The organism is Pseudozobellia sp. WGM2 (genome assembly GCF_017810075.1).
Lineage (GTDB): Bacteria > Bacteroidota > Bacteroidia > Flavobacteriales > Flavobacteriaceae > JADNYK01.
The window spans coordinates 487280-509859 of the sequence record NZ_JADNYK010000001.1; the positions used below are offsets into that span (position 1 = coordinate 487280).

The 22580-nt window shown below is 36.8% G+C and carries 23 protein-coding genes and 1 pseudogene; 12 read left to right on the top strand and 12 right to left on the bottom strand.

Going from position 1 to position 22580, the window contains the following annotated elements:
- Positions 1 to 150 precede the first annotated feature (150 nt).
- Positions 151 to 1755, top strand: coding sequence for a hypothetical protein (locus IV512_RS02115; RefSeq protein WP_209400169.1), 1605 nt, complete (start codon positions 151 to 153; stop codon positions 1753 to 1755).
- A 63-nt stretch (positions 1756 to 1818) separates the two neighbouring features.
- Here IV512_RS02115 and IV512_RS02120 read toward each other — a convergent pair whose 3' ends face one another.
- A complete protein-coding gene (locus tag IV512_RS02120; RefSeq protein ID WP_209400171.1) occupies positions 1819 to 2112 on the bottom strand; it encodes a chaperone modulator CbpM in 294 nt (97 codons plus the stop codon).
- Positions 2113 to 2219: 107 nt separating this feature from the next.
- On the opposite strand from IV512_RS02120, the pseudogene IV512_RS02125 reads away from it, so the two are divergent.
- From IV512_RS02125 to IV512_RS02150, 6 genes and pseudogenes are all read left to right on the top strand, one after another.
- Positions 2220 to 2333: pseudogene (locus tag IV512_RS02125) on the top strand (DUF933 domain-containing protein); the annotation flags it as partial.
- 79 nt (positions 2334 to 2412) lie between these two features.
- Positions 2413 to 3306 carry a DMT family transporter gene (locus IV512_RS02130; RefSeq protein WP_209400173.1) on the top strand — a complete coding sequence of 298 codons (894 nt, stop codon included), beginning with the start codon at positions 2413 to 2415 and terminating at the stop codon, positions 3304 to 3306.
- A 156-nt stretch (positions 3307 to 3462) separates the two neighbouring features.
- Positions 3463 to 5325: a DNA topoisomerase IV subunit B gene (locus IV512_RS02135; RefSeq protein ID WP_209400175.1), complete on the top strand. Its 1863-nt coding sequence runs from the start codon at positions 3463 to 3465 to the stop codon at positions 5323 to 5325.
- A 25-nt stretch (positions 5326 to 5350) separates the two neighbouring features.
- The gene (locus tag IV512_RS02140; RefSeq protein ID WP_209400177.1) at positions 5351 to 8083 is read left to right on the top strand and encodes a DNA gyrase/topoisomerase IV subunit A; all 2733 of its coding nucleotides are present in this window, start codon (positions 5351 to 5353) and stop codon (positions 8081 to 8083) included.
- Between the two features lie 3 nt (positions 8084 to 8086).
- The gene (gene mscL, locus IV512_RS02145) at positions 8087 to 8518 is read left to right on the top strand and encodes a large conductance mechanosensitive channel protein MscL (protein WP_209400179.1); all 432 of its coding nucleotides are present in this window, start codon (positions 8087 to 8089) and stop codon (positions 8516 to 8518) included.
- 110 nt (positions 8519 to 8628) lie between these two features.
- Positions 8629 to 9585 (top strand): sterol desaturase family protein, encoded by a 957-nt coding sequence (locus IV512_RS02150; protein ID WP_209400181.1) that lies wholly within the window; start codon positions 8629 to 8631, stop codon positions 9583 to 9585.
- A 75-nt stretch (positions 9586 to 9660) separates the two neighbouring features.
- Here the strand turns inward: IV512_RS02150 and IV512_RS02155 are convergent, their stop codons facing one another.
- The 3 genes from IV512_RS02155 to IV512_RS02165 all read right to left on the bottom strand — a co-directional run bounded on the left by IV512_RS02155 (position 9661) and on the right by IV512_RS02165 (position 11334).
- Positions 9661 to 10476 (bottom strand): TerC family protein, encoded by an 816-nt coding sequence (locus IV512_RS02155; protein WP_209400183.1) that lies wholly within the window; start codon positions 10474 to 10476, stop codon positions 9661 to 9663.
- A 10-nt stretch (positions 10477 to 10486) separates the two neighbouring features.
- On the bottom strand, positions 10487 to 10864 hold the full coding sequence (locus tag IV512_RS02160) for a DNA topoisomerase IV (RefSeq protein ID WP_209400185.1): 378 nt from the start codon (positions 10862 to 10864) through the stop codon (positions 10487 to 10489).
- A gap of 65 nt (positions 10865 to 10929) precedes the next feature.
- Positions 10930 to 11334, bottom strand: coding sequence for a helix-turn-helix transcriptional regulator (locus tag IV512_RS02165; RefSeq protein WP_209400187.1), 405 nt, complete (start codon positions 11332 to 11334; stop codon positions 10930 to 10932).
- Between the two features lie 288 nt (positions 11335 to 11622).
- Between IV512_RS02165 and IV512_RS02170 the strand changes: the two genes are divergently transcribed.
- From IV512_RS02170 to IV512_RS02185, 4 genes are all read left to right on the top strand, one after another.
- Positions 11623 to 12750: a M14 metallopeptidase family protein gene (locus IV512_RS02170; RefSeq protein ID WP_209400189.1), complete on the top strand. Its 1128-nt coding sequence runs from the start codon at positions 11623 to 11625 to the stop codon at positions 12748 to 12750.
- A 92-nt stretch (positions 12751 to 12842) separates the two neighbouring features.
- Positions 12843 to 13322 (top strand): Lrp/AsnC family transcriptional regulator, encoded by a 480-nt coding sequence (locus tag IV512_RS02175; RefSeq protein ID WP_100868714.1) that lies wholly within the window; start codon positions 12843 to 12845, stop codon positions 13320 to 13322.
- Positions 13323 to 13398: 76 nt separating this feature from the next.
- The gene (locus IV512_RS02180) at positions 13399 to 13908 is read left to right on the top strand and encodes a DinB family protein (protein ID WP_371743244.1); all 510 of its coding nucleotides are present in this window, start codon (positions 13399 to 13401) and stop codon (positions 13906 to 13908) included.
- Positions 13905 to 14792 (top strand): YihY/virulence factor BrkB family protein, encoded by an 888-nt coding sequence (locus IV512_RS02185; protein ID WP_209400192.1) that lies wholly within the window; start codon positions 13905 to 13907, stop codon positions 14790 to 14792. The genes IV512_RS02180 and IV512_RS02185 overlap by 4 nt, the downstream gene beginning before the upstream one ends.
- A gap of 11 nt (positions 14793 to 14803) precedes the next feature.
- On the opposite strand, the gene IV512_RS02190 is transcribed toward IV512_RS02185, so the two are convergent.
- Both IV512_RS02190 and aroB read right to left on the bottom strand, forming a co-directional pair.
- On the bottom strand, positions 14804 to 15133 hold the full coding sequence (locus IV512_RS02190) for a hypothetical protein (protein ID WP_209400193.1): 330 nt from the start codon (positions 15131 to 15133) through the stop codon (positions 14804 to 14806).
- A gap of 128 nt (positions 15134 to 15261) precedes the next feature.
- Complete coding sequence (gene aroB / locus IV512_RS02195; protein ID WP_209400194.1) at positions 15262 to 16326, bottom strand: 3-dehydroquinate synthase; 1065 nt, start codon at positions 16324 to 16326, stop codon at positions 15262 to 15264.
- 129 nt (positions 16327 to 16455) lie between these two features.
- On the opposite strand from aroB, the gene IV512_RS02200 reads away from it, so the two are divergent.
- Entirely contained in the window at positions 16456 to 17622 is a 1167-nt protein-coding gene (locus IV512_RS02200; RefSeq protein WP_209400195.1) for a proline dehydrogenase family protein, read from the top strand.
- Positions 17623 to 17627: 5 nt separating this feature from the next.
- Here the strand turns inward: IV512_RS02200 and IV512_RS02205 are convergent, their stop codons facing one another.
- The 6 genes from IV512_RS02205 to IV512_RS02225 form a co-directional block, all read right to left on the bottom strand.
- Positions 17628 to 18008: a DUF4258 domain-containing protein gene (locus tag IV512_RS02205; RefSeq protein ID WP_209400196.1), complete on the bottom strand. Its 381-nt coding sequence runs from the start codon at positions 18006 to 18008 to the stop codon at positions 17628 to 17630.
- Positions 18009 to 18127: 119 nt separating this feature from the next.
- Complete coding sequence (locus tag IV512_RS02210) at positions 18128 to 19327, bottom strand: alanine dehydrogenase (protein ID WP_209400198.1); 1200 nt, start codon at positions 19325 to 19327, stop codon at positions 18128 to 18130.
- 135 nt (positions 19328 to 19462) lie between these two features.
- Positions 19463 to 20101, bottom strand: a complete 639-nt coding sequence (locus tag IV512_RS02215) for a hypothetical protein (RefSeq protein WP_209400200.1) — start codon at positions 20099 to 20101, stop codon at positions 19463 to 19465.
- Between the two features lie 80 nt (positions 20102 to 20181).
- The gene (locus tag IV512_RS19945; protein ID WP_256439252.1) at positions 20182 to 20316 is read right to left on the bottom strand and encodes a hypothetical protein; all 135 of its coding nucleotides are present in this window, start codon (positions 20314 to 20316) and stop codon (positions 20182 to 20184) included.
- Between the two features lie 201 nt (positions 20317 to 20517).
- Positions 20518 to 20928: a tRNA (adenosine(37)-N6)-threonylcarbamoyltransferase complex ATPase subunit type 1 TsaE gene (gene tsaE, locus IV512_RS02220; protein ID WP_209400202.1), complete on the bottom strand. Its 411-nt coding sequence runs from the start codon at positions 20926 to 20928 to the stop codon at positions 20518 to 20520.
- Between the two features lie 13 nt (positions 20929 to 20941).
- Entirely contained in the window at positions 20942 to 22483 is a 1542-nt protein-coding gene (locus IV512_RS02225) for a bifunctional response regulator/alkaline phosphatase family protein (protein WP_209400204.1), read from the bottom strand.
- Positions 22484 to 22580 lie beyond the last annotated feature (97 nt).

A 22580-nucleotide genomic window follows, 5' to 3' on the forward strand; every position in this document is an offset into this window, starting at 1 on the left:
TGACGTAAATTTTGAATTACCGACTAGTTGGAAAATGTATTTTAACGAATACCTATGTATTTTATTTGTTTTAATTGAGGCTGTTGTAGTAATTTACTTTATTCGATATTGGTAAATTAATTGCAATTTCAATTATCTTAAATAGACTGCATGAGAAATATTGTAAGATGTACTGTTGCTTTTCTTTTAATTTTTAGTTGTTCACAATCAGATACCCATGTAATAGAAAATGAGCGGGCAATACATCTTCCAATTCTTACTACAGCCACTATTTCTGAAATAACACAGACTACAGCCACTTCCGGCGGAAAGATTACCGACGACGGTGGAGCGGAAATTACTTCAAAAGGTGTATGCTGGAGCAAGACTGCGAACCCCACAATTTCTGACCTAAAGACCTCTGATGGTTCAGGTGATGGTGAATTTGATAGCGCTATTGTTAGCCTAGAGGCCGGTGAAGAATACTTTGTGCGCTCTTATGCAACTAATAGTCAAGGCACTTCTTATGGTAATGAATTAATTTTCAAAACGTTGAATCCTGAAGTGGATGCTAAGGTATTTGAAGGAGATGTAGTTTTAACATCTCAGAAGGAGGTTGATGAATTTGGCGCTGAAAATTACACCAAAATAATAGGTTCTTTGGGGATTAGAGACAGCAATTCACCTACGACAATACAAGATTTATCGCCGTTAAATTCAATTAAAGAGATTACGTTAAATTTCCATATAGTAAATAATGACGCTTTAGTAAATATCGTTCAATTCTCTGAAATGACTTCTGTTTTAGGAGATTTTTTAATTTTAGATAACATAAACCTAAAATCAATATCTGGATTCGACAATATTCGAGAAGTGGGGAAAAGCTTTAGAATATTGGGTAATTACAATGTTGAAACACTTGAGAACCATTTAAATATAGAGGCATTTAAAAAGTTGCAATCGATAAGTGGGGAGTTTACCCTGTCAAGAATTTTGAATACCGGAACATTTTTTGAGCTTGAGACGGTTGAAAGTAAAATACTGATAGAGTACATTCAAAATATAGTAGACCTGTCTTTTATCCCCAAAATTAACAGCTTTAATTGGCATTTTCATTTATGGCAGAATGAAAATCTTGAGAACATGTCAGGTCTTTCAGCAGAAATTAAATCGGTTAGAGGTGAGCTTTCGATTGGAGGAAACCCAAAACTTATGAATTTATCAGGACTCGAAAATATAGGTTTTATAGAAACATTACACATTTCAGATAACGCTGAATTGAACTCTTTAAACGGTTTTAATACAAGTGGTTTTACTGTAAATAATATTGAAATCTTTAGAAATGCATCATTGGTTTCTCTAAATGGGTTGCAATTTATTACCGCAATAAGTGATGAATTACGCATTTCATCTAACGATAATTTAGAGGATATTTCTGCACTAGAGAACATCGCAGAAATTGGAGGTGAACAGTCACAAGGCGGTGTGAATATTAGTAGTAATAATAAACTCATTGAATTGAAAGGATTAGAAAATATACACACCATTAAAGGAGAGTTGTTTATTTATGGGAATAGCGGACTGAAAAATTTGAATAGTTTATCTGAACTTAGAAGTGTTTCAGGTGAAATCTTAATTTCAGAAAACGAAAAATTAGATGATTTTTGTGGACTTCAATTACTGTTAAATTCTGATTTAAATAATTCTTTTGATATTTCGGAAAATGCATATAATCCATCAGCTCAAGATATTCGTGATGGCAATTGTAAACCCTAAAACTGCGAAACCCGAGAATGATACCATGCATTTTGAATGTAACGAATTTGAAACATCTAAAATTTATTTTTCGTAGATGCTTAGCTTATTTCGTAACAAACGCATTTTACTCTCCGTTTTACTAATTCTTTGCAGCATATAGTTTAGGGCATCGATTCCTTCTAAATTGATGCCAAGCTCATGATATAGACGATTAATTCTTTCTATTTCCGAGATGTCATCCCTTCGAATATACGTTTCAGTTTCAATTTGTATGCATGCAATTAGATTATATTCTTGAAGTATACCAATAAATGAAATTTCAATTTCAGTTTGCTCACAAAATTGACGGACCAACATGTATTTATCAGAGTTCATATTATCTTAGTTTTGAAAGCTCGGTTATAAGATCTTTCTCTTTTTTAGTAAGATTTTTAGGTAGATTTACTTTGTAGGGTATATAAAGATCACCAAACGCATCCTTTTTTTTATACTTTGGCAGTGAGGCCAAGGTGAAAGAAGCGGGTAAAATGCGCGTTGAGGGAAAGGAGTATATTGTAAAAGATGGTGATGTTATGCATTTTAGGTTTAATGTGTAAGCCTTAAATAACGGGTTGAACTTCGTATTAAATTCTAAAAACGAATTTTCTTTACGGTGTGGAATGGTACTTTAGTTAGATGTTTCAAAACACATCAGCAAAAGGTATCGGTGTAGTATTTGCGGTTTTAGGGGTAATTCTATTTTCTGCAAAAGCCGTCATGGTCAAATTGGCCTATACCTATAATGTGGATTATTTGACCTTGCTGTTATTTCGAATGCTGTTTGCATTGCCCTTCTATGCTCTGATAGCTTTGTTCACAAAACCAAAGTCATCTGAAAAAGCCAGTCTCAAAGATTATCTGTGGCTCATTCTCTTTGGGTTTTTAGGCTATTATTTAGCAAGTCTGTTCGATTTTATGGGCCTGCAATACATAAAAGCTGGGTTAGAACGAATTATTCTTTTCATATACCCCACGATAGTTGTGTTGCTTTCGTTCATTTTCTTTAAAAAGAAACTCACTCGAAATCAGTTTTTGGCCATTCTTATTACTTACCTAGGTGTGTTGGTTACTTTTTGGGACGAAATCGGGCTTTCTGGAGAAGCTGTTTATCTGGGCGGTTTTCTGATTTTTATGAGCGCCTTGACTTATGCAGCGTATTTGGTGGGTAGCGGATGGTTGATTCCCAAATTTGGGGTGCTTCGCTTTACTTCGTTTGCTATGATAGTTTCAACTGTATGTGTGCTGCTTCACTACTTTTTAGTCTCTGATGGTGACTTGTTTAACTATCCTAAAGAGGTGTATTATTTAGGATTGGCCATGGCGCTATTCTCAACTCTGTTGCCTTCATTTCTAGTCTCAGAAGCAATAAATAGATTGGGTGCGTCCACATTTTCTATATTCGGAAGTCTTGGCCCTATTTCCACAATTGTTTTGGCATTTTTCTTTTTAGATGAACGCATTACCTACTTACAGATTTTCGGAATGGTAATCGTGATTTTTGGTGTAATGTTGGTGTCAAAAAAGAAATGATATTATAGGTTATTTATTGCAGCAGGATTTTAATGGAGTCTTGGCTGTATCTGCCGCCACTGTTAACCTATTTGTTAATTACTTTAACAATTTGGTGTTTTATCTTTTTAAATGTCGTATTATCTTTAGCGGTACTATTCGATTAAACCCCATTTTATGTCCACCAACTCTCAATATACCGAAGATAACATCCGCTCATTAGATTGGAAGGAACATATTAGACTTAGGCCTGGTATGTATATCGGTAAATTAGGTGATGGTTCCTCTGCAGATGATGGTATTTATATCCTATTAAAAGAAACATTGGATAACTGTATCGATGAGTTCGTCATGGGTGCAGGTAAGACCATCGAAATTTCAATTCAGGGCGAACGTGTCATCGTTCGTGATTATGGTCGAGGTATTCCGCTCGGTAAAGTGGTCGATGTGGTCTCGAAAATGAATACCGGTGGTAAATATGATACCCGGGCATTTAAAAAGTCGGTGGGTCTGAATGGTGTCGGTACCAAGGCAGTAAACGCACTTTCCAGTTATTTTCGAGTAGAAAGTACACGTGATGGAAAATCGAAATCGGCAGAGTTTGAGACGGGCGAGCTTGTAAATGAAGAGTTTTTGGAAGAAACCACTCGTCGAAGGGGAACTAAGGTTTCCTTTATTCCAGACGAGGCTATTTTTAAAAAATATAAGTTTCGCAATGAGTATATAGAACGAATGTTAAAGAACTATGTGTATCTCAACCCGGGATTGACCATAGTTTTTAACGGGGAAAAGTTCTATTCTGAAAACGGACTCAAAGATTTACTGGAGGATAACAATAATGCAGAAGACCTGCTTTATCCGGTTATCCACTTAAAAGGAGAAGACATAGAAGTAGCTCTAACTCACAGTAAGACACAGTATAGCGAAGAATACCATTCTTTCGTTAACGGTCAGCACACCACACAGGGCGGTACACATCAAGCCGCTTTTCGAGAAGCTATCGTTAAAACGGTACGTGATTTTTACAATAAAAACTATGATGCTTCCGATATTAGAAAATCGATAATTTCGGCCATTTCTATAAAGGTGATGGAGCCTGTTTTTGAAAGTCAGACAAAGACTAAACTCGGTTCGACCGATATGGGGGGAGATTTTCCTACGGTTCGAACTTATATCAATGATTTCGTAGGTAAACATCTTGATAATTATTTGCATAAAAATCAGGAAACGGCAGATAAATTACAGCGTAAGGTTATCATGGCCGAAAAAGAGCGAAAAGAATTGTCCGGTATACGTAAACTCGCTCGCGACCGTGCCAAGAAGGCTAATTTGCACAACAAAAAATTACGCGATTGTCGAGTGCATCTAGGTGATATGAAAAATGATAGGCGCTTAGAGAGCACCTTGTTCATTACTGAGGGTGACTCCGCCTCTGGTTCGATTACCAAATCACGCGATGTTAACACCCAGGCCGTATTCAGTCTTAGAGGTAAGCCGTTGAATTCGTACGGTATGAGTAAAAAAATCGTTTATGAAAACGAAGAATTCAATTTGCTTCAGGCTGCGTTGAATATCGAAGAGTCGATGGAAGATTTGCGATATAACAATATTGTAATAGCCACAGATGCCGATGTTGATGGTATGCATATTCGCCTATTACTAATTACTTTCTTTTTGCAGTTTTTTCCGGAGTTGATCAAAGAAGGACACCTTTACATTTTGCAAACTCCATTATTCAGGGTGCGAAATAAAAAGGAGACTATCTATTGTTATAGTGATGAGGAACGCCGGCGCGCCATTCAAAAGCTGACGGGCAAACCGGAAATAACTCGATTTAAGGGATTGGGTGAAATTTCCCCTGACGAGTTTCAACACTTTATCGGCGATGATATTAGACTTGAGCCGGTAATGCTTGATAAGGCAATGTCTATAGAGCAATTGCTTAAATTTTATATGGGAAAAAACACCCCTGATAGGCAGGAATTCATTATTGAAAACCTTAAAGTAGAAGTAGACTTAGTAGAAGAAAACCAATTATAAACCATAGAGATACGTATATTTCTGAATGGAAGAAAATGACGACTTGAACGAAGCTGAAGACCAGAATTTACCACAAGATGGGCAAGGTCTTTCAGAAAATGAGCCAGAACAAAATAGCGAAGAATCACCTCAAGATGAAGCCCTGACCCGAGTAACGGGCATGTACAAAGATTGGTTTTTAGATTATGCTTCCTATGTTATTCTTGAGCGGGCGGTGCCCGCCATTGAAGACGGTTTTAAGCCGGTTCAAAGGCGTATCATGCATTCGCTAAAAGATTTAGATGACGGGCGTTATAACAAAGTTGCTAATGTGGTCGGGCATACTATGCAGTATCACCCACATGGTGATGCCAGTATTGCCGACGCCATGGTGCAAATCGGTCAAAAAGATTTATTGATAGATACCCAAGGTAACTGGGGTAATATACTAACAGGTGACAGTGCAGCGGCATCGCGATATATAGAGGCTAGGCTCTCAAAATTTGCGTTGGAAGTCGTTTTTAGTCCTAAAATCACCGAATGGCAACTGTCCTACGACGGTAGAAAGAAAGAACCTGTAAATCTTCCGGTTAAATTCCCGTTACTCTTAGCACAAGGGGCAGAGGGTATCGCTGTAGGGCTTTCTACCAAAGTAATGCCGCACAACTTTATTGAATTGATTGAAGCCTCTATCAAGCATTTGGAGGGAAAGCGGTTTAAGCTGTTTCCTGATTTTCCGACAGCGGGCATTATTGATGTATCCAATTATAACGATGGTCTTCGAGGCGGTAAGATTCGTGCAAGGGCAAGAATATCCCAACACAGTAAATCGACCTTGGTTATCACAGAGATACCTTATGGTACCAATACTTCTTCTTTAATAGATTCAATTCTCAAGGCTAATGATAAAGGGAAGATAAAAATCAAGAAAATTGAGGATAATACAGCTGCAGAAGTTGAGATTTTAGTCCACCTACCACCCGGTATTTCTCCAGATAAAACGATTGATGCGCTTTACGCCTTTACGGCATGTGAAACCTCTATTTCTCCTTTGGGCTGTATCATTGAAGATAACAAACCTCTTTTCATAGGTGTCAGCGAAATGCTTCGCCGTTCGACCGATGCTACTGTTGAGTTATTGAAGCAAGAGCTTGAAATACAGTTGGGTGAGCTGGAAGAACAATGGCATTTTGCTTCATTGGAGCGAATTTTCATTGAAAATAGAATTTATCGCGATATAGAGGAGCAAGAGACCTGGGAAGGTGTTATTGATGCGATTGATAAAGGACTAAAGCCTTTTACCAAGCATTTGAGAAGAGCTGTAACTGAAGATGATATTGTGCGCCTGACGGAGATTCGTATCAAACGAATTTCAAAATTTGATTTAGATAAAGCTCAGGAGCATTTAGATAACCTAGAGAAGAAGATCGCAGAAGTAAAATACCACCTTGAAAATCTGGTTGCGTATGCTATAGATTACTTTAAAAATCTAAAAGATAAATACGGGAAGGGGAGAGAGCGAAAATCAGAGATTCGATTGTTCGAAGACATTGAGGCTACGAAAGTTGTGATTCGTAATACGAAGCTTTACGTTAATCGTGAAGAAGGTTTTGTGGGTACCTCTTTAAAGCGCGATGAGTATGTAACCGATTGTAGTGATATCGACGATATTATAGCCTTTACCAGAGAAGGCAAAATGATGGTTTTTAAGGTCGATTCAAAAACTTTTGTTGGTAAAGGAATCATTTATGTGGCGGTCTTCAAGAAGAAAGATAAACGTACCGTCTATAATATGATTTATCGTGATGGTAAAGGGGGTGCGACCTATATCAAGCGCTTTAGCGTAACGAGCATTACCAGAGATAAATTATACGATATAGGGCAAGGAAAGGCCGGTGCAATGGTTTATTATTTTTCTGGCAACCCCAATGGCGAGGCCGAGGTGGTCACGGTGAACCTGAGGCATGTCGGCAGTATTAAAAAGCTTAAGTGGGATATTGATTTTGCGGATGTCTTAATTAAAGGGCGGGGCACAAAGGGCAATATTGTTACCAAATATTCCGTAAAGCGTGTAGAATTAAAGGAAAAAGGGCTTTCTACCTTAAAACCGCGAAAACTTTGGTTCGATGAGACTGTAAGGCGTTTGAATATTGACGACAGGGGTGAGTTTATGGGTGAGTTTACCAGTGAAGACCGACTGTTGATCGTAAACCAGAAAGGTCAAGTGAAAACGGTTATCCCTGAACTTACTTTGCATTTTGATGATGATATTATCGTTCTTGAGAAATGGATACCCAAAAAACCGTTATCATTGATTTATTGGGAAGGTGAGAAAGAGTTGTACTACGTAAAGCGCTTCTTGATAGATAATGCGGATAAAGAAGAAAATGTTCTTACCGACCATGCAAAATCTCACATAGAAATCATATCAACCGATTATAGGCCACAGGTTGAAGTGGTGTTTGCCAAGAAGCGAGGGCAAGACAGAAAAGAGAATTGGATCATCGATTTAGAAGAATTCATTTCAGTTAAGGGTATTACTGCTATGGGAAATCAACTCACAAAGGAGAAGGTTCTCGAAATCAATTTATTGGAATCGCTTCCCTACAACGAGCCCGATCCAATAGAGCCGGAAGACATAGAAGTGGTGGATGGCCAAAAAATCGGTACGTCAGATTCAACATCAAGCGAAACTCCAAAAACTTCCGACAATACACCAAATAACAATTTTTCAGCCGAAGATGACGATAGTGAAGGTCAAACTACCTTATTTGATTAAAGAATGAGAAATTTTTACCAAGAGTTCAAGAATTTTGCAATCAAAGGAAATATGATTGATATGGCCATAGGTATCATTATTGGTACGGCCTTTAACAATGTCATAAATACTTTGGTAAAGAAAGTGATTATGCCTCCGCTTTCTATGTTGACCGACGATGTTAACTTGTCAAATAGAAAATATATTCTTCGGGAGGCCTCTGAAGACTTAGAGGAAGTAGCCATCGGTTACGGGGAGATGTTTGAAGTATTAATTGACTTTTTAATCATTGCCCTCACGATATTTATAGTGGTCAGGGGTATAAATAGGTTTAAATCAAGAGCTGAAGACCCTGAGGACCAAGCGGTTGAAACCCCGAAAAATATAGAGCTTTTGTCAAATTTAGAAAGATTGATGAAAGAACAGAATGATTTATTGCGAGAATCAAAAAAGTAATTGCGGCTTTAGCAATCGATTTTAATTATCGCATTATCGAGCTATAATTGGTTAGCAAATTGTCTACAAACTCGTAATATCACTATCTTAGCGCAAACACTAAAAATTATATGGAGTTTACTAATCCCTTAGTTTATGGGGTCCCTTGTTTCATTGCCTTTATTTTACTAGAGTTAACTTACAGCAAAACGCACGGTCATGACGACCTTTATGTATGGAAAGACCTTATGGCCAGTGGAGCCATGGGAATAGGGTCCGCGATTTTAGGTCCGTTAATCAAGATTACGGTATTGATTGTGGTTTTTGAGGTTACTTACGAATTTTTTAATCCTATGGTAGATGGGGTTAGAACCAACATAATGGGCTATGAATCTTTTGGTTATGCCTGGTACGTTTGGTTGCTATGTCAATTGGCCGATGACTTTACTTATTATTGGTTTCATAGGGCGAACCATGAAATACGTATTCTATGGGCTGCACACATTGTGCATCACTCTTCTGATAATTTTAATTTAGGAACAGCCGTTCGTAATGGGTGGTTCACCTTATTGTATAAGCCGTTCTTTTATATGTGGATGCCTGCAATCGGCTTTCCGGTCGAAATGGTGGTGGTCTGTTTAGCGATTGAATCTTTTTGGCAATTTCAACTACACTCCCTTTACGTTCCCAAAATGGGTTTTATAGAAAAAATATTCAACACCCACACGATGCATCAAGTGCATCATTCTCAAAATGTAGAATATCTAGATAAGAACCATGGGGGTTTCTTAAATATCTTCGATAAGATATTCGGTACTTGGAAAGAGCTTGACGATGATGTAGAGGTTAAATTTGGAGTGATTCATGCTCCAGATTCTTACAATCCTATTGTCATACTTACACATGAGTTTAAAGACATTTGGGCAGATGTGAAGAAGGTCGATAAATTTTCACACAAACTGATGTATATATTTGGCCCTCCAGGATGGAGTCACGATGGGAGTACGATGACAGTAAAACAACAGCAACGTTTGTTCAAGAAGCAGAAGGCAAATAACCCTGAAGCGGTTTTTAGCAGGCCTAATTAAATTTTAAAACATGCAAAAGAGCCTCGTATTGATTAAATACGAGGCTCTTTTGTATATCAAAATAAATATTATAAGCTATTCTTTAACGACCTCCTTTATCTCTGAACGGGTATTCTTTTTCATTCTCAGGTCAAAGAATTCAACTAGTAGCGAGAAGGCAATCGAGAAGTAAAGGTATCCTTTTGGTATGGTTCCCACTTCATTGCCAAAAACGATAAGGTGTCCGATATGGGCTGCCTCTGCAATCAGCATAAATCCGATTAGAATTAAAAAGGACAATCCCAAAATTTGAATTGAAGGGTGTTTGTTGACGAACTCGCCCACAGGGTTAGCGAAAAGCATCATGATAATTACCGATATTACCACAGCTACAACCATCAATACCAAAGCATCATTAGGGTTTGGTGATATGCCGTTGGTCATTCCGATAGCTGTGAGTATAGAGTCAAAAGAGAACACTATATTAATAAGTGTAATTTGAATAATAGCCTTGGTAAGGGTAGTCGCTCGACCTTTTTTCACTTCTACTTCATCGTGACCTTTATGTTCAACTTTTTCATGAATTTCACGGGTACTTTTATAGAGTAGAAACAATCCGCCGGCAAAAAGTATAAGGGCTTGACCACTGACGCCACCAGAGATCCAACTGCTCTCGATTACCCAAAAAGGTTTCTTCATCGTGGTCAACAAAGTGATGCCGAAAAGCAGTACGATTCGCATTGCCATGGCCAATACCAAGCCAATGTTAGTTGCCTTTTTCCGTTGGCTGGGATCTAGCTTGCCGGCCGCTATTGAAATAAAGATAATGTTGTCTATGCCCAAGACTATTTCTAGAAAGGTTAGGGTGAGAAGAGCTATCCAAGCATCGGGGCTAGCAAAAATTTCAAACATAACTATGTGGTTAATCGGTTTTTATTGCCTCGCCACGCAACTTTTGGCTTTGACCTACGGTGTTATACTCAAATGTATACGAATTATCTGTGGTGGACAATATTTTCATGTGAATGGATTTCATTTCAGCCTTGTTTTTTGGGTTAATTTTTTTGAGGATGTATTCACAATCGTTTATCCATCTTATCGATGACGAATCTGATTTTCCATCAAAAAAATCTATCTCTAGATTGCCTTCCCTAGTGAAGGTAGTAGTCTTTTCTTCACCATCGATGGTTGTGGTAAAAGAGAATTTACCATTTTTGAAAGGTTTGCAGTTCCTTTCGGGCTGGTAACATGATGTCAAGGTGCAGAGCACTGCCGATATTAAAAGGTGTTTTTTAGTCATTGGTGCAAAATAAATAAATAAGGGATAGATGTGGGAATGATTTGTAGGTTTTAAGATTAAATGTTCTACTTGTCGTGATGTGAATAGGCCTTAAAACTGCCGTCTGAGTAAAAGATTACGATTTTATCGATGTTTTTGTTCAAATCATTTTCGAAAGAAGCAATATTATCTAATTCCTGTTTTGTTGATTTCAAATTTGCTGCTTGATTTGAATTGGGGGGATTAGGCGAATTGGTGTTATTATCCGATGGAAATGTTCCCTTGCCATTTAAAAGCCAGTAAAGATTTACTTCAGGAAATGCTTTTACCACTTTTAATACAAAATCTAAACTGGGCTTGTTTCTACCTGATAAAAGATGCGAAATACTTGACCGTTGCACTTCGACTCGGTCCGCAAATCCAGAGGAAGTCATACCATAATATTTCAATAGCTGTTCAAGTCGCTCTATAAAATCGGATGTGTTTACCACTGTAAAATAATATGTATGTATTTATGAAAAAAGACTAAATTCAAATTGATATATAGAATAAACAAATGCTAAATATTAAATGTAATACTATAAATAGATGTATTTAAAATATTGATTTAAAATACTATAATGTTAAATATAAATCACCTGCTTATGTCATTCGTAAAATGTTTTCACAAATGTAATAATGAGATAAGATAACGCAAACATTTGTTTACAAATGTATAAAAAAGAGGTTACGGTTGTAAAATATTAAGAAGTTACTTTTGTAAACTAAAGATGAAAAACATGAACCTTTCCTTTAAAGAGTACAGCTCTATTAAGAATACCGATTTACACGGCAGATATATTACCCATGATAAAATAGTACGTTCAATCAAGAAGCTGAACGATGATTTTAAAGTTGATAAAATTGGGAAGTCCGTTCAAAATCGTTCCATTGAAATGATAACATTTGGCTCTGGCCCAATCAAAGTTTTAATGTGGTCTCAAATGCACGGTAATGAATCAACAACAACTAAAGCTGTCTTTGACCTGATTAATTTGGTGGTCGAGAGACCTGAAATTTCCAGAAAATTTCTAGAAAACTGTACTATTTCGATTATACCCATGCTCAACCCTGATGGGGCAGAAGTATATACAAGGGTTAATGCCAATGAAATAGATTTGAACAGAGATGCTCAAAAAAAAACCCAACCCGAAAGCTTAGTTTTAAGAAATGCCTTCAAAAGGGTCAAACCTGATTTTTGTTTTAATTTACATGATCAGCGTACCATATTTAATGTGGGGCAAACTTCAGAACCTGCAACAGTATCTTTTTTGGCTCCCGCCCATGACGAAGAACGTTCTATCTCGAATTCAAGAGCCACAAGTATGAAATTAATTGTAGCCATGAATGAGGTTTTGCAGAGAGTGATACCGAATAGAGTGGGTCGCTATGATGACAGTTTTAATGCCAATTGTGTTGGCGACACATTTCAAATGCTAGATGTACCTACAATTTTGTTCGAATCAGGACATAGCCCTAACGACTATCAAAGAGAAGAAACCAGACAGTATATTTTTTACGCTCTCTTAACCGCATTATCTGTTATATCTGATAATAAAGTGGTTCAATACGAGGTGAACGATTATTTTGAAATACCTGAAAATCAAAAGTCGTTTGTTGATATTCTTGTTAAAAATCCACAGGTAAATTGGCCTAAATTAGAAACCTATAGTGGTATAGGATTTTTGTTTAAAGAAGTTTTACAAGATGAAACAGTTCATTTTAAACCTATTTTATTCGAGTTTGAATTCGGACAAAAATACTATGCCCATCAAGTTTTTGATTGTGCTATTGAGAGTGATTTACAGAAACTTAAAGAGCAATTTTATTACTCTGAATTGAATCCAATTTTTGATAGTTTATCTTAAAAAAACGTTTTCGTTACGGTTTTGTTATAAAAAATGAAGTTTTGATGCGTTTTATTTTATAATTTTTTATTTTTGCTGAAATTCTAACCATTATGGGAAAAGTAAAATTAGACGAAATTGACCATCAGATTCTGGATATGTTGATAGACAATACCAGAACTCCCTTTACAGACATTGCAAAAAAGCTATTGATTTCTGCGGGTACTGTGCATGTGAGGGTTAAAAAAATGGAAGAAGCCGGTATTATAAAGGGCTCTTCTTTGACTTTAGATTATGTTAAACTCGGTTACGCATTTATCGCATATGTGGGTATCTTTTTGGAAAAAACCCACCAGACAAAATTCGTTTTGGAGCGCTTAGAGGAAATTCCAAACGTTACGGTTGCTCATATCACTACCGGAAAATTTAATATTTTCTGTAAAATCAGGGCAAAAGATACCAATCATGCTAAGAATATTATATTCAAGATAGATGATATAGATGGTATTAGCAGAACTGAGACGATGATTTCGTTAGAGGAAAGCATAAATGATAAGAAACGTTTAATGCACATGATCTTTAACGAATTGTAAATAGCAATAACGTTTTTAATTTATTCAATCCCGAGCATATCGCTTGGGATTTTTTTTTAGCTTCGTGGGTATGAGAATGTCCGAATTAAAATTTGATGCCCCGTATCCATTCTATAAAAACTATATCGATCTTTTGGATGACGTCGATTTGCTGGATATGCTAAAGCGTCAATTGAAAAATTTCCCCAATTTTATTGCGAGTATATCCGATGATAAGATGTCTTACAGATATGCTGAAGGTAAATGGTCTATAGCGGAAGTATTAGTACACATTATCGATTCAGAACGTGTATTCCAGTACCGTGCTTTACGATTTTCCAGAGGAGATAAAACTTCATTGCCTGGTTTCGAGCAAGATGATTATGTACCCTACTCAAATGCCAATCTTCGTTCTAAAGAAAGCATAGTAGAAGAATACAAAGCGGTCAGAAATTCTACGATACAGCTCTTTGAAAACCTAGATGAAGAAGGGTTGAGGCTAAAGGGTATGGCAAGTAATTTGGACTGGAGTGTTGGTGCTGTTGGTTTTGCGATATGTGGACATCAAAGACACCACAGAAATATACTTCGTGAACGTTATCTATGATTTTAGAAAAGTTAAAGTTATTTTGGTCCTTATTGAAAAAAACCGGTCTTTCTTGGGTTGATAATGATCCATTCGGTAATAGCGCGATTGTAGCCTACTATGCTCTATTTTCTTTGCCTTCTCTATTAATGTTGGTTGCCTGGATCGCGGGTTCTATTTATGGTGTAGAGGCGGTAAGGGGTAAGATTGTTGATAAAATTGGTGGGCTGATCGGTGAAGGGGTGTCTGAGGCGATTGAAGGTATGATTGCCAATGCATCTCTAAACGAAGGTTCGACAATTACCGTAGTTATTGGTGTGGGTATGCTTCTTTTTGGTGCTACGGGTGTATTCGTGCGGTTAAAAAAGGCTATGAACGATATTTGGAATGTAGAATCAAAAAAAACGGTCTGGCTGCAGATGTTGCGCGATCGGGTTATTTCGTTCGGTATGGTTCTGGTTTTGGGTTTTTTGTTTCTTATCTCCCTAGTGTTATCGGTGGTTTTAAAAGCTTTGAGTACTTATATTAGTGCTTTTGCGCCAGATATTGCCGTTGTTATTGCTACATTCTTTAGTCTGTTACTTCCTTTTTGCGTGATAACTGGTCTTTTCGCTGCCTTGTTCAGATTATTGCCCGATATTCATATACGGTGGAAAACGACATTTTTGGGTGCGGCACTTACTACCGTTCTCTTCCTATTGGGGGAATATATGTTAGGGTATTATTTTTCTACCAGTGACCCCACTTCTGTGTATGGCGGAGCTTCTTCGGTAGTTTTGATACTACTTTGGGTTTACTATACCTGCTTAATTATGTTTTTCGGCTCGGAATTTACTTTTCAATATGCCAACTATATTGAAGAGAAGGTAGAACCCAATGAAAATGCCCTGCCAAAAGGCAAGTGAAAGAATTGTAATTATTCTAAGTCTTCTTCAAACTCCATATCGGTCTCCATTTCCGTATCATAAGTTTGAGTCTCACTTTCTTCTAAGATTCCTTCTGGTTTTGATTTCAGTTCTTTTTCTATATTGTCGTCAAAATCGGAAATAAATTTCGCCAAACTTTTGCTGATTTTCACCAAGTAGATAGTATCATCGGTCTTAATTTCAACCGCTTCAACGGTATCACCCTTCAGATTTTTAAATATGATGATATCATCATCACCATACCCATCGGGATAGCTTTCAATTAATAAGGCGGCTAAAGCGTGGTCTAATTTCTTGTAATCAATTAATTTTCGGAGCATGGCTAAATAAGTTTTGTTCGATAAAAATCGAGATAGATAAAAGGTTGTTTTTAATTCTAACCTAATCTATGCAATTTTACCTAGCTATAAACCAAAGAGTTGTAAACCGTGAGTTTAAGTATATGAAGTTAGTCTTCGGCGTAGTATGCAAATGCTTCGAGAAATAAATTATCGGGAACAGTAATATCGATTGCGGGTTCGCCCAAGCTTTTAAGAAGCACAAAGTTGACATTGCCGTGAGAGTTTTTCTTGTCGAATTTTAAGAGTGACAGAATTGCTTTGATATCATCTTTTGAAAATTCAACCTTTTTATATCTTTCTAAGAAGGTAGACTTTATATCGGTTAGTGTTTTGTCTGATAAGCCTGTCAACTCCTTTGATAAATATGCCTCTAGTATCATGCCGATAGCAATGGCTTCACCATGAAGCAAACTTTCTTTCGTTACATCTTCTAAAAAATAAGATTCTATGGCGTGACCGAGCGTATGGCCGTAATTAAGTATTTTTCTCAGGTTTTGTTCTGTAGGGTCTTCAAGAACCACCTTGTTCTTAATCATTACCGATTCATATATTAGTTCATCGATCAATGAGAAATTAGAAACCTCTTTAAGATCGTTCCAGTACGTATCGCTCTGAATAAGGCCGTGCTTGAGCATTTCTGCAAAACCGCTCAGCAATTGGCGCTCTTCCAAGGTTTTCAAGAAATCAGAGACCACTAGCACCATCTCCGGTTGGTTGATAACACCTATTTGATTTTTTAGGGCTCCGAGATCTACCCCCGTTTTGCCTCCAACTGACGCATCGACCATCGAGAGTAGGGTGGTAGGTACGTTTATGAAAGCAATGCCCCTTTTAAAGGTTGAAGCAACAAACCCGCCTAAGTCGGTAATTACCCCTCCTCCTAAATTTATAATTAGACTCTTGCGGTCACCATCCAATTCTGAAAGAACATTCCATACTTGAGTACACGTGTCAATATTTTTATTCTCTTCGCCCGATTCAAGTTCGATGATTTCAAAATTATAATCCCCTTGAATATAGGTCATAAATCCTGCAAGGCAGTGCTCATGGGTGTTTTCATCTACAATGATGAATATTTTAGAGTATGATTTGTTTGACAAATGTTCGTTAAGCGCATCGTAAGCTCTTTGATTAAAATGTACGGCGTATGAAGAAGAAATAATTGATTGCATTAGAACTCAAATTAGTACTGCCCGAGGGCTTAAATCTTTATAAAATGTTAAGTACAAAATAAAGGATATTTTTTGGGCTAAGAATAGATTTTGTGTCTTTATATTTGCCCCCATTTTTAACTTGCTGTAATGAAAAGAATATTTGAAGATACCGCAACCGCATTTGCCTTGAAGACCGATTCAGAGTTGGAGCGTGCATACTTTTTATTTAAAATGATTGCAAACGAACCTTTGGTGCGCATTGGTAAGACATTGACCAATTTTGCAATAAAAACTCATTTGCCAGTTGAGAAATTAATAAGGGCTACTGTTTTCGACCATTTTTGTGGAGGTGTAAACGAATTTGATTGTTTGCCTACTGTCGATAGAATGTATGAGAAAAATGTATGTTCGGTATTGGATTATTCGGTAGAAGGTAAAGATACCGAAGACCCTCTAGACGATGCATTGGAAATGATATTGAAAGTGCTCGATTTCGTAAAGGAAAAAGAGGCGATACCTTATGCTGTTTTCAAGCCCACGGGTTACGGTCGTTTTTCGTTATTTCATAAAGTTAATGAGGGGAAAACACTAACAAATGAGGAGAAAGCAGAATGGCAAAGAGTAGTCAATCGCTTTGATAAAACATGTAAAAAGGCACATGACCTAGGCGTTTCTTTATTGATCGATGCTGAAGAGAGTTGGATTCAAGATGCCGCTGATCTTTTGGTAGAAGATATGATGCGCAAGTATAATAAAGAAAAGGCTATAGTCTACAACACTTTGCAAATGTACCGTTGGGATAGGATGGACTACCTGAAAAGGTTACATAAAAAAGCCGAGGAAGAAAATTTCAAAATTGGATTTAAGGTCGTGCGCGGCGCTTATATGGAAAAGGAGAATGAAAGGGCTGAAGAAAAAGGGTATGCCACCCCGATTTGTGCCTCAAAGAAGGAAACCGACACCAATTTTGATGATGCTATTACCTATATGATAGATTATCTAGATACTATAGAGATTTTTGCTGGCACCCATAATGAAAATAGTTGTTACCGTTTGATGGAACTAATGGCCGAAAAGGGCGTTAAAAATAATGATAGTCGCATATGGTTCGGTCAACTGTACGGTATGAGTGACCATATTTCGTTTAATCTTGCCGACAAAGGGTACAAGGTGGCAAAATATCTTCCGTTCGGTCCGGTAAGAGATGTAATGCCCTATCTTATACGCAGAGCTGACGAAAACACTTCGGTGGCGGGGCAAACGACCAGAGAGTTGAATTTACTTGAGAAAGAACGTAAAAGAAGAAAAATATAGAAATCTTAGTTGTTGATTTCTTCGAGGACAACCCTATCTCGGCAATTTTTAAATTGTAGGGTGGCATGATTGTTTTTTAAATCGCCCTCTACAATATATATTTTGCATGGGTTTGATTTCGTATCACTTTGTCCAAAATCAACACTCCCTTCTTTTAAGAATCGGGTAATATCCAAAGTGTCCAATTTTTTTGTTTTCATCAATTGGCTCACATTGTCTGAAAAGCTAATGGGTTTTGAGCGTAAATCTTTTAACGCCCTGCAATTTGGGAAGTAGCAAAATTCAGCACCGGTATCCTCAGACTTTTTTTTTAGAAAAAAGGTGAGAAAAACTATTCCGATAGATAAGCCGACGAGGTAAAACCCCAAACGTTTTAAAAAAGCCATATAGATGATACAGGTAAGAGCTCTAAAAATGCCCTAGATTATTTGAGGGCACAAAAATACGAATACCTAGAGAACTTGAAGGTAAATAGTGATTGTAGTTTTTAGAGGAGTGAGTGACTTTAGAAAATCAAAAAATTAATATCGCTATATTGAAGGTCAAACCATTCACCTACCGATTTATTCGTTAAAATTCCATGATACATGTAAAGTCCGTTTCTAAGACCTTTATTGAATCTTAATGAATTTTCCATTCCTCCATTTTCACCCAGTTCCAACAAATAAGGCGTAAAAATATTACTTATAGAAATGGTAGCGGTTTTGGGGTAGCGAGAAGGTATGTTCGGTACACCATAGTGTATAACCCCAAATTTTTCTATCGTAGGCTTGGCATGATTGGTTACCTCGCTAGTTTCAAAACAACCGCCCATATCGATGCTAACATCGATAATTACGGCGCCTTTTTTCATGTGTTCGACCATGTTGCTTGATACAACGACCGGTGTTCTGTCTTTACCGCGCGTAGCTCCTATTGCTACATCGCATCGTTTTAAAGATTTCAATAGATTCTTTGGTTGAATAGTAGAGGTGTATACCGTCTGTCTAAGGTTGGCTTGAATATTACGTAATTTGGTAATAGAATTGTCGAATATTTTCACATTAGCCCCTAACCCAATAGCTGACCGGGCGGCAAATTCACCCACTGTTCCAGCACCAATAATTACGACCTCTACAGGTGGTACGCCACTAATGTTACCGAACATTAACCCATTTCCGTCATTGGTAGCCGCCATAATTTCAGAAGCGATGAGCACTGATGAGATACCGGCAATTTCACTTAAAGAACGAACTGCTGGGTATTTTCCATCATCATCTCTAATGTATTCAAAGGCAATGGCGGTGACTCGTTTTTTCGCCAGTTTTTCAAAATAACCCTTGGTTTGGGTCTTTAACTGCAAAGCTGAAATGACGGTCGTTTGGGGGTTAAGCATTTCAATCTCTGATAGAGTAGGAGGTTCTACTTTCAAAAGAAGTGGACAAGAAAATACCTTTTTGGTATCTCTTGTGATTTCAGCGCCGGCATTTGTAAAATCTAGGTCGGTATAATCGGCACCTTCTCCGGCACCTGATTCGACTAATACTCTATGTCCGTTAGAGGTTATGGCATTAACTGCATCGGGCGTTAGACAAATTCGTTGTTCTTGATATTGATTCTCTTTCGGAATGCCAATGTAAAGTTCTCTTTTTTGGCGTAGCACTTCTAAAGTTTCTTCTTGAGGAAGCAGTTGTTGCTTACTAAATGGAGAGGATGGTTGGTTCATAGTTTAAGCTACTAATCGCAATGGTTTCGATTAACAGTAAAAATACGACATTTTGTGAAATGTAAAAGGAAAACTAGAGGTAGATGTAGGGTCCGATGAAGACTTGTACTATGACTTCAGACGAAACTGGTGGACTTAGTTGAAGTTGAATATTTTTTTTAGTTTAGAACTTAAATTATGCGTAGATAATTTTTCATTAATTTCTTCTGAAATCGAATTGGGTATCATAGTTTCTTCGCTTTCACTGATCCCTTTATTCATTTTTTTTGCTGTCTCGTTGGCCTGTTTTTGCTTTAGCTCTTTTAGTTCGGCCTCCATGGCTTCAAGGTCTATGCCATGAACATATTTATCGTAAAGTTTGATTCTAATGAAGTAAACAAATGGAATAACTAACATACAAATTGGAAGCAACCACCAAATATTTTCGGTATCTATATTATCATCAGAATCAAAAAGCACCTCAAAAACCTGAAAAGCATACATTGCTATAGGGATAATAATAATATGGTACCACCAATTTTTAGAAGTGAAAAACCAGAAAATCAAAAGATATAATGGAATGATTTTGCTCATTAAAAACCAAAAATATACAGACACACTATGAAACCCATTATTTTCTATTGTAAATCCCAAAAAATCAAATTTGGCCTCTGGATCATCCGGAAGATAATCATACAGCTTAAAAAGAATGGGTGAAATAGCTACGAAGAAGATTATAACTGATTCAATAGCTATTCTATTCTTAAACTTCTTATTGTTATTGTTTAATCGCATTGTAATTTTTGGTCTTCACAATGTCAAACAAAAAAAGAGCAATATTATTGCTCTTTACACCTCATTAATCTTAATTCAGGTTAGTTTACTGGTCTAAGATGCTTCTTTTCTATTCCAACTTCATAAATACTATCATCTTCCGCAGTAGAATTGGTTTCACAAGATACGGCTAACAATGTTACACATGCCAAAAGGCCAAATACGATTCTTTTCATTTCCGAGGGTTTTGGTTATATATTTATTAAGTTCAACACTTCAAAAGTAGGAAAAAAACCACTAATAAAATGTTATTAATCCCAGAAAAATTACATTTAATCGTTATAATTTGACATCTCATCGATTTTAACTATCTCAAAGCAATAATTTATTAACGCTAAAAAAACGTGGGCTGCCTGTTTTTAAAGAGTCAAGGTTTATTAAATCAATCTAATTCTTCTTGTGTGCGTATCCATAACTTCAATGATAACTTTTTGACAATCAGCGGGTATGAGATTCTCTATTTTTTCGGGCCACTCGATGAACACATAGCAGTCTTGATTTAGGTAATCTTCCAACCCCAGATCTAAGGCTTCCATTTCATCATTAAGTCGGTAAAAATCAAAATGGTAAGCCAATAATTTATCTTGTTCATTATGATATTCATTAACTATGCCGAATGTAGGGCTGCTACCAGTATCTTTTCCGCCCAATTCTTGTACGAGGCTCTTAATTAGAGTGGTTTTACCAGCACCCATAGGTGCAAAGAAAGTTATTGTTTTAGATTTCGATTCGTTTAAAAGTTGACGGGCAATGTTTGGTAATTGTGACTCTTTGTAAACTACATTCATAGAAATACTATAATTATTTGGGTGAAAGCACTATAAACGGAATAATCATTTCTTCTAGAGAAACCCCACCATGCTGGTAAGTGTTTCGATAATAACTTACGTAATGGTTGTAATTGTTGGGGTATGCAAAAAACAAATCGTTCTTTGCAAAGATAAATGAGCTGCTTACATTGATACGAGGTAGATGAATTTTTTCGGGATCTTTCGCTGCGAGCACCTCTTTATCTTCAAAAGTTAAACTACGACCAGTTTTATAACGAAGATTCAAACTTGTTTCTTTATCACCGATTACTTTAGAAGGTTGCTTTACATTTATTGTACCATGGTCGGTAGTAATAATCAATTTCATGCCCAATTGCTGCGCTTGTTGAATAATCTCTAAAAGGGGAGAATTCTTAAACCAACTTTGGGTCAATGAACGATATGCTTTATCGTTGCCTGCCAATTCTTTTATTACTTCCATTTCGGTTTTTGAATGGGAAAGCATATCGACAAAATTATAAACGATTACGGTAAGGTCGTTGTCCTTTTGTGATTTAAAGTTTTGAGAAAGATGTTTCCCTTGCTTTAAACTGCTAATTTTATGATATTCCCACTTAAGGTCTAGACCTAGGCGTTTGATTTGTGTACCTAAAAAATCAGCCTCATGAAGGTTTTTCCCTCCTTCGTCGGTATCGTTCTTCCACCATTGGGGATATTTTTTTTCCATATCCAAAGGTGTTAACCCTGAGAATATGGAATTACGGGCGTATTGCGTAGCCGTGGGTAGAATACTTACATATGAATCTTCTCTGTTCTTTTTATAGAAAGAGCTTACACTGTCTTCAAAAGCATACCATTGGTCATATCTCAAATTATCTATTACCAGCAATAGAGTGGGAGCGTCTTTGATTTCAGGTTGTATCCATTCTTTAAAAAGAGTGTGCGACATCACTGGGCCATTACCATTGAACCAATCGACATAATTGCGATCTACAAATTTTCCGAAATGATTGTTGGCCTCGGTTTTTTGTGACTCCAATATTTCAAACATACTATTGTCTTCAATATCTTCAAGTCGCATTTCCCAATAAATCAATTTTTTATATAAATCGATCCATTCTTCTATTGAATTGACCATAGATAAATCCATGGCGATTTTTCGAAATTCTTGTTGGTAATTGGCGGTCGTTTTTTCTGAAACCAAACGAGAATGATCAAGGTTCTTTTTAAGAGATAGAAGTATTTGATGTGGGTTTACCGGTTTAATGAGATAATCGGCAATTTTTGAACCGATAGCCTCTTCCATAATAAATTCTTCTTCACTTTTTGTTATCATGACTACGGGCAGCGAGGAATCTATGATCTTGATTTCATTTAATGTTTCCAACCCTGAGATACCTGGCATGTTTTCGTCTAAAAACACAATGTCGACGCTGGTTTTCTGTAGTTCTTCGAGGGCTTCTTGGCCACTTTTGCAGGTCACTACTTTGTAATTCTTACCTTCTAAAAATATAATGTGAGGCTTTAATAGGTCTATTTCATCATCTACCCAAAGAATGGAGATTTTATTCATTCTGTTCTTTTCAATTATTATTTAGGCGCTGATATTATTTACGCTTCGAGATATGAGATTAGATCAAACTTAAGTGAAATCTTGAAAATGCCTTTTT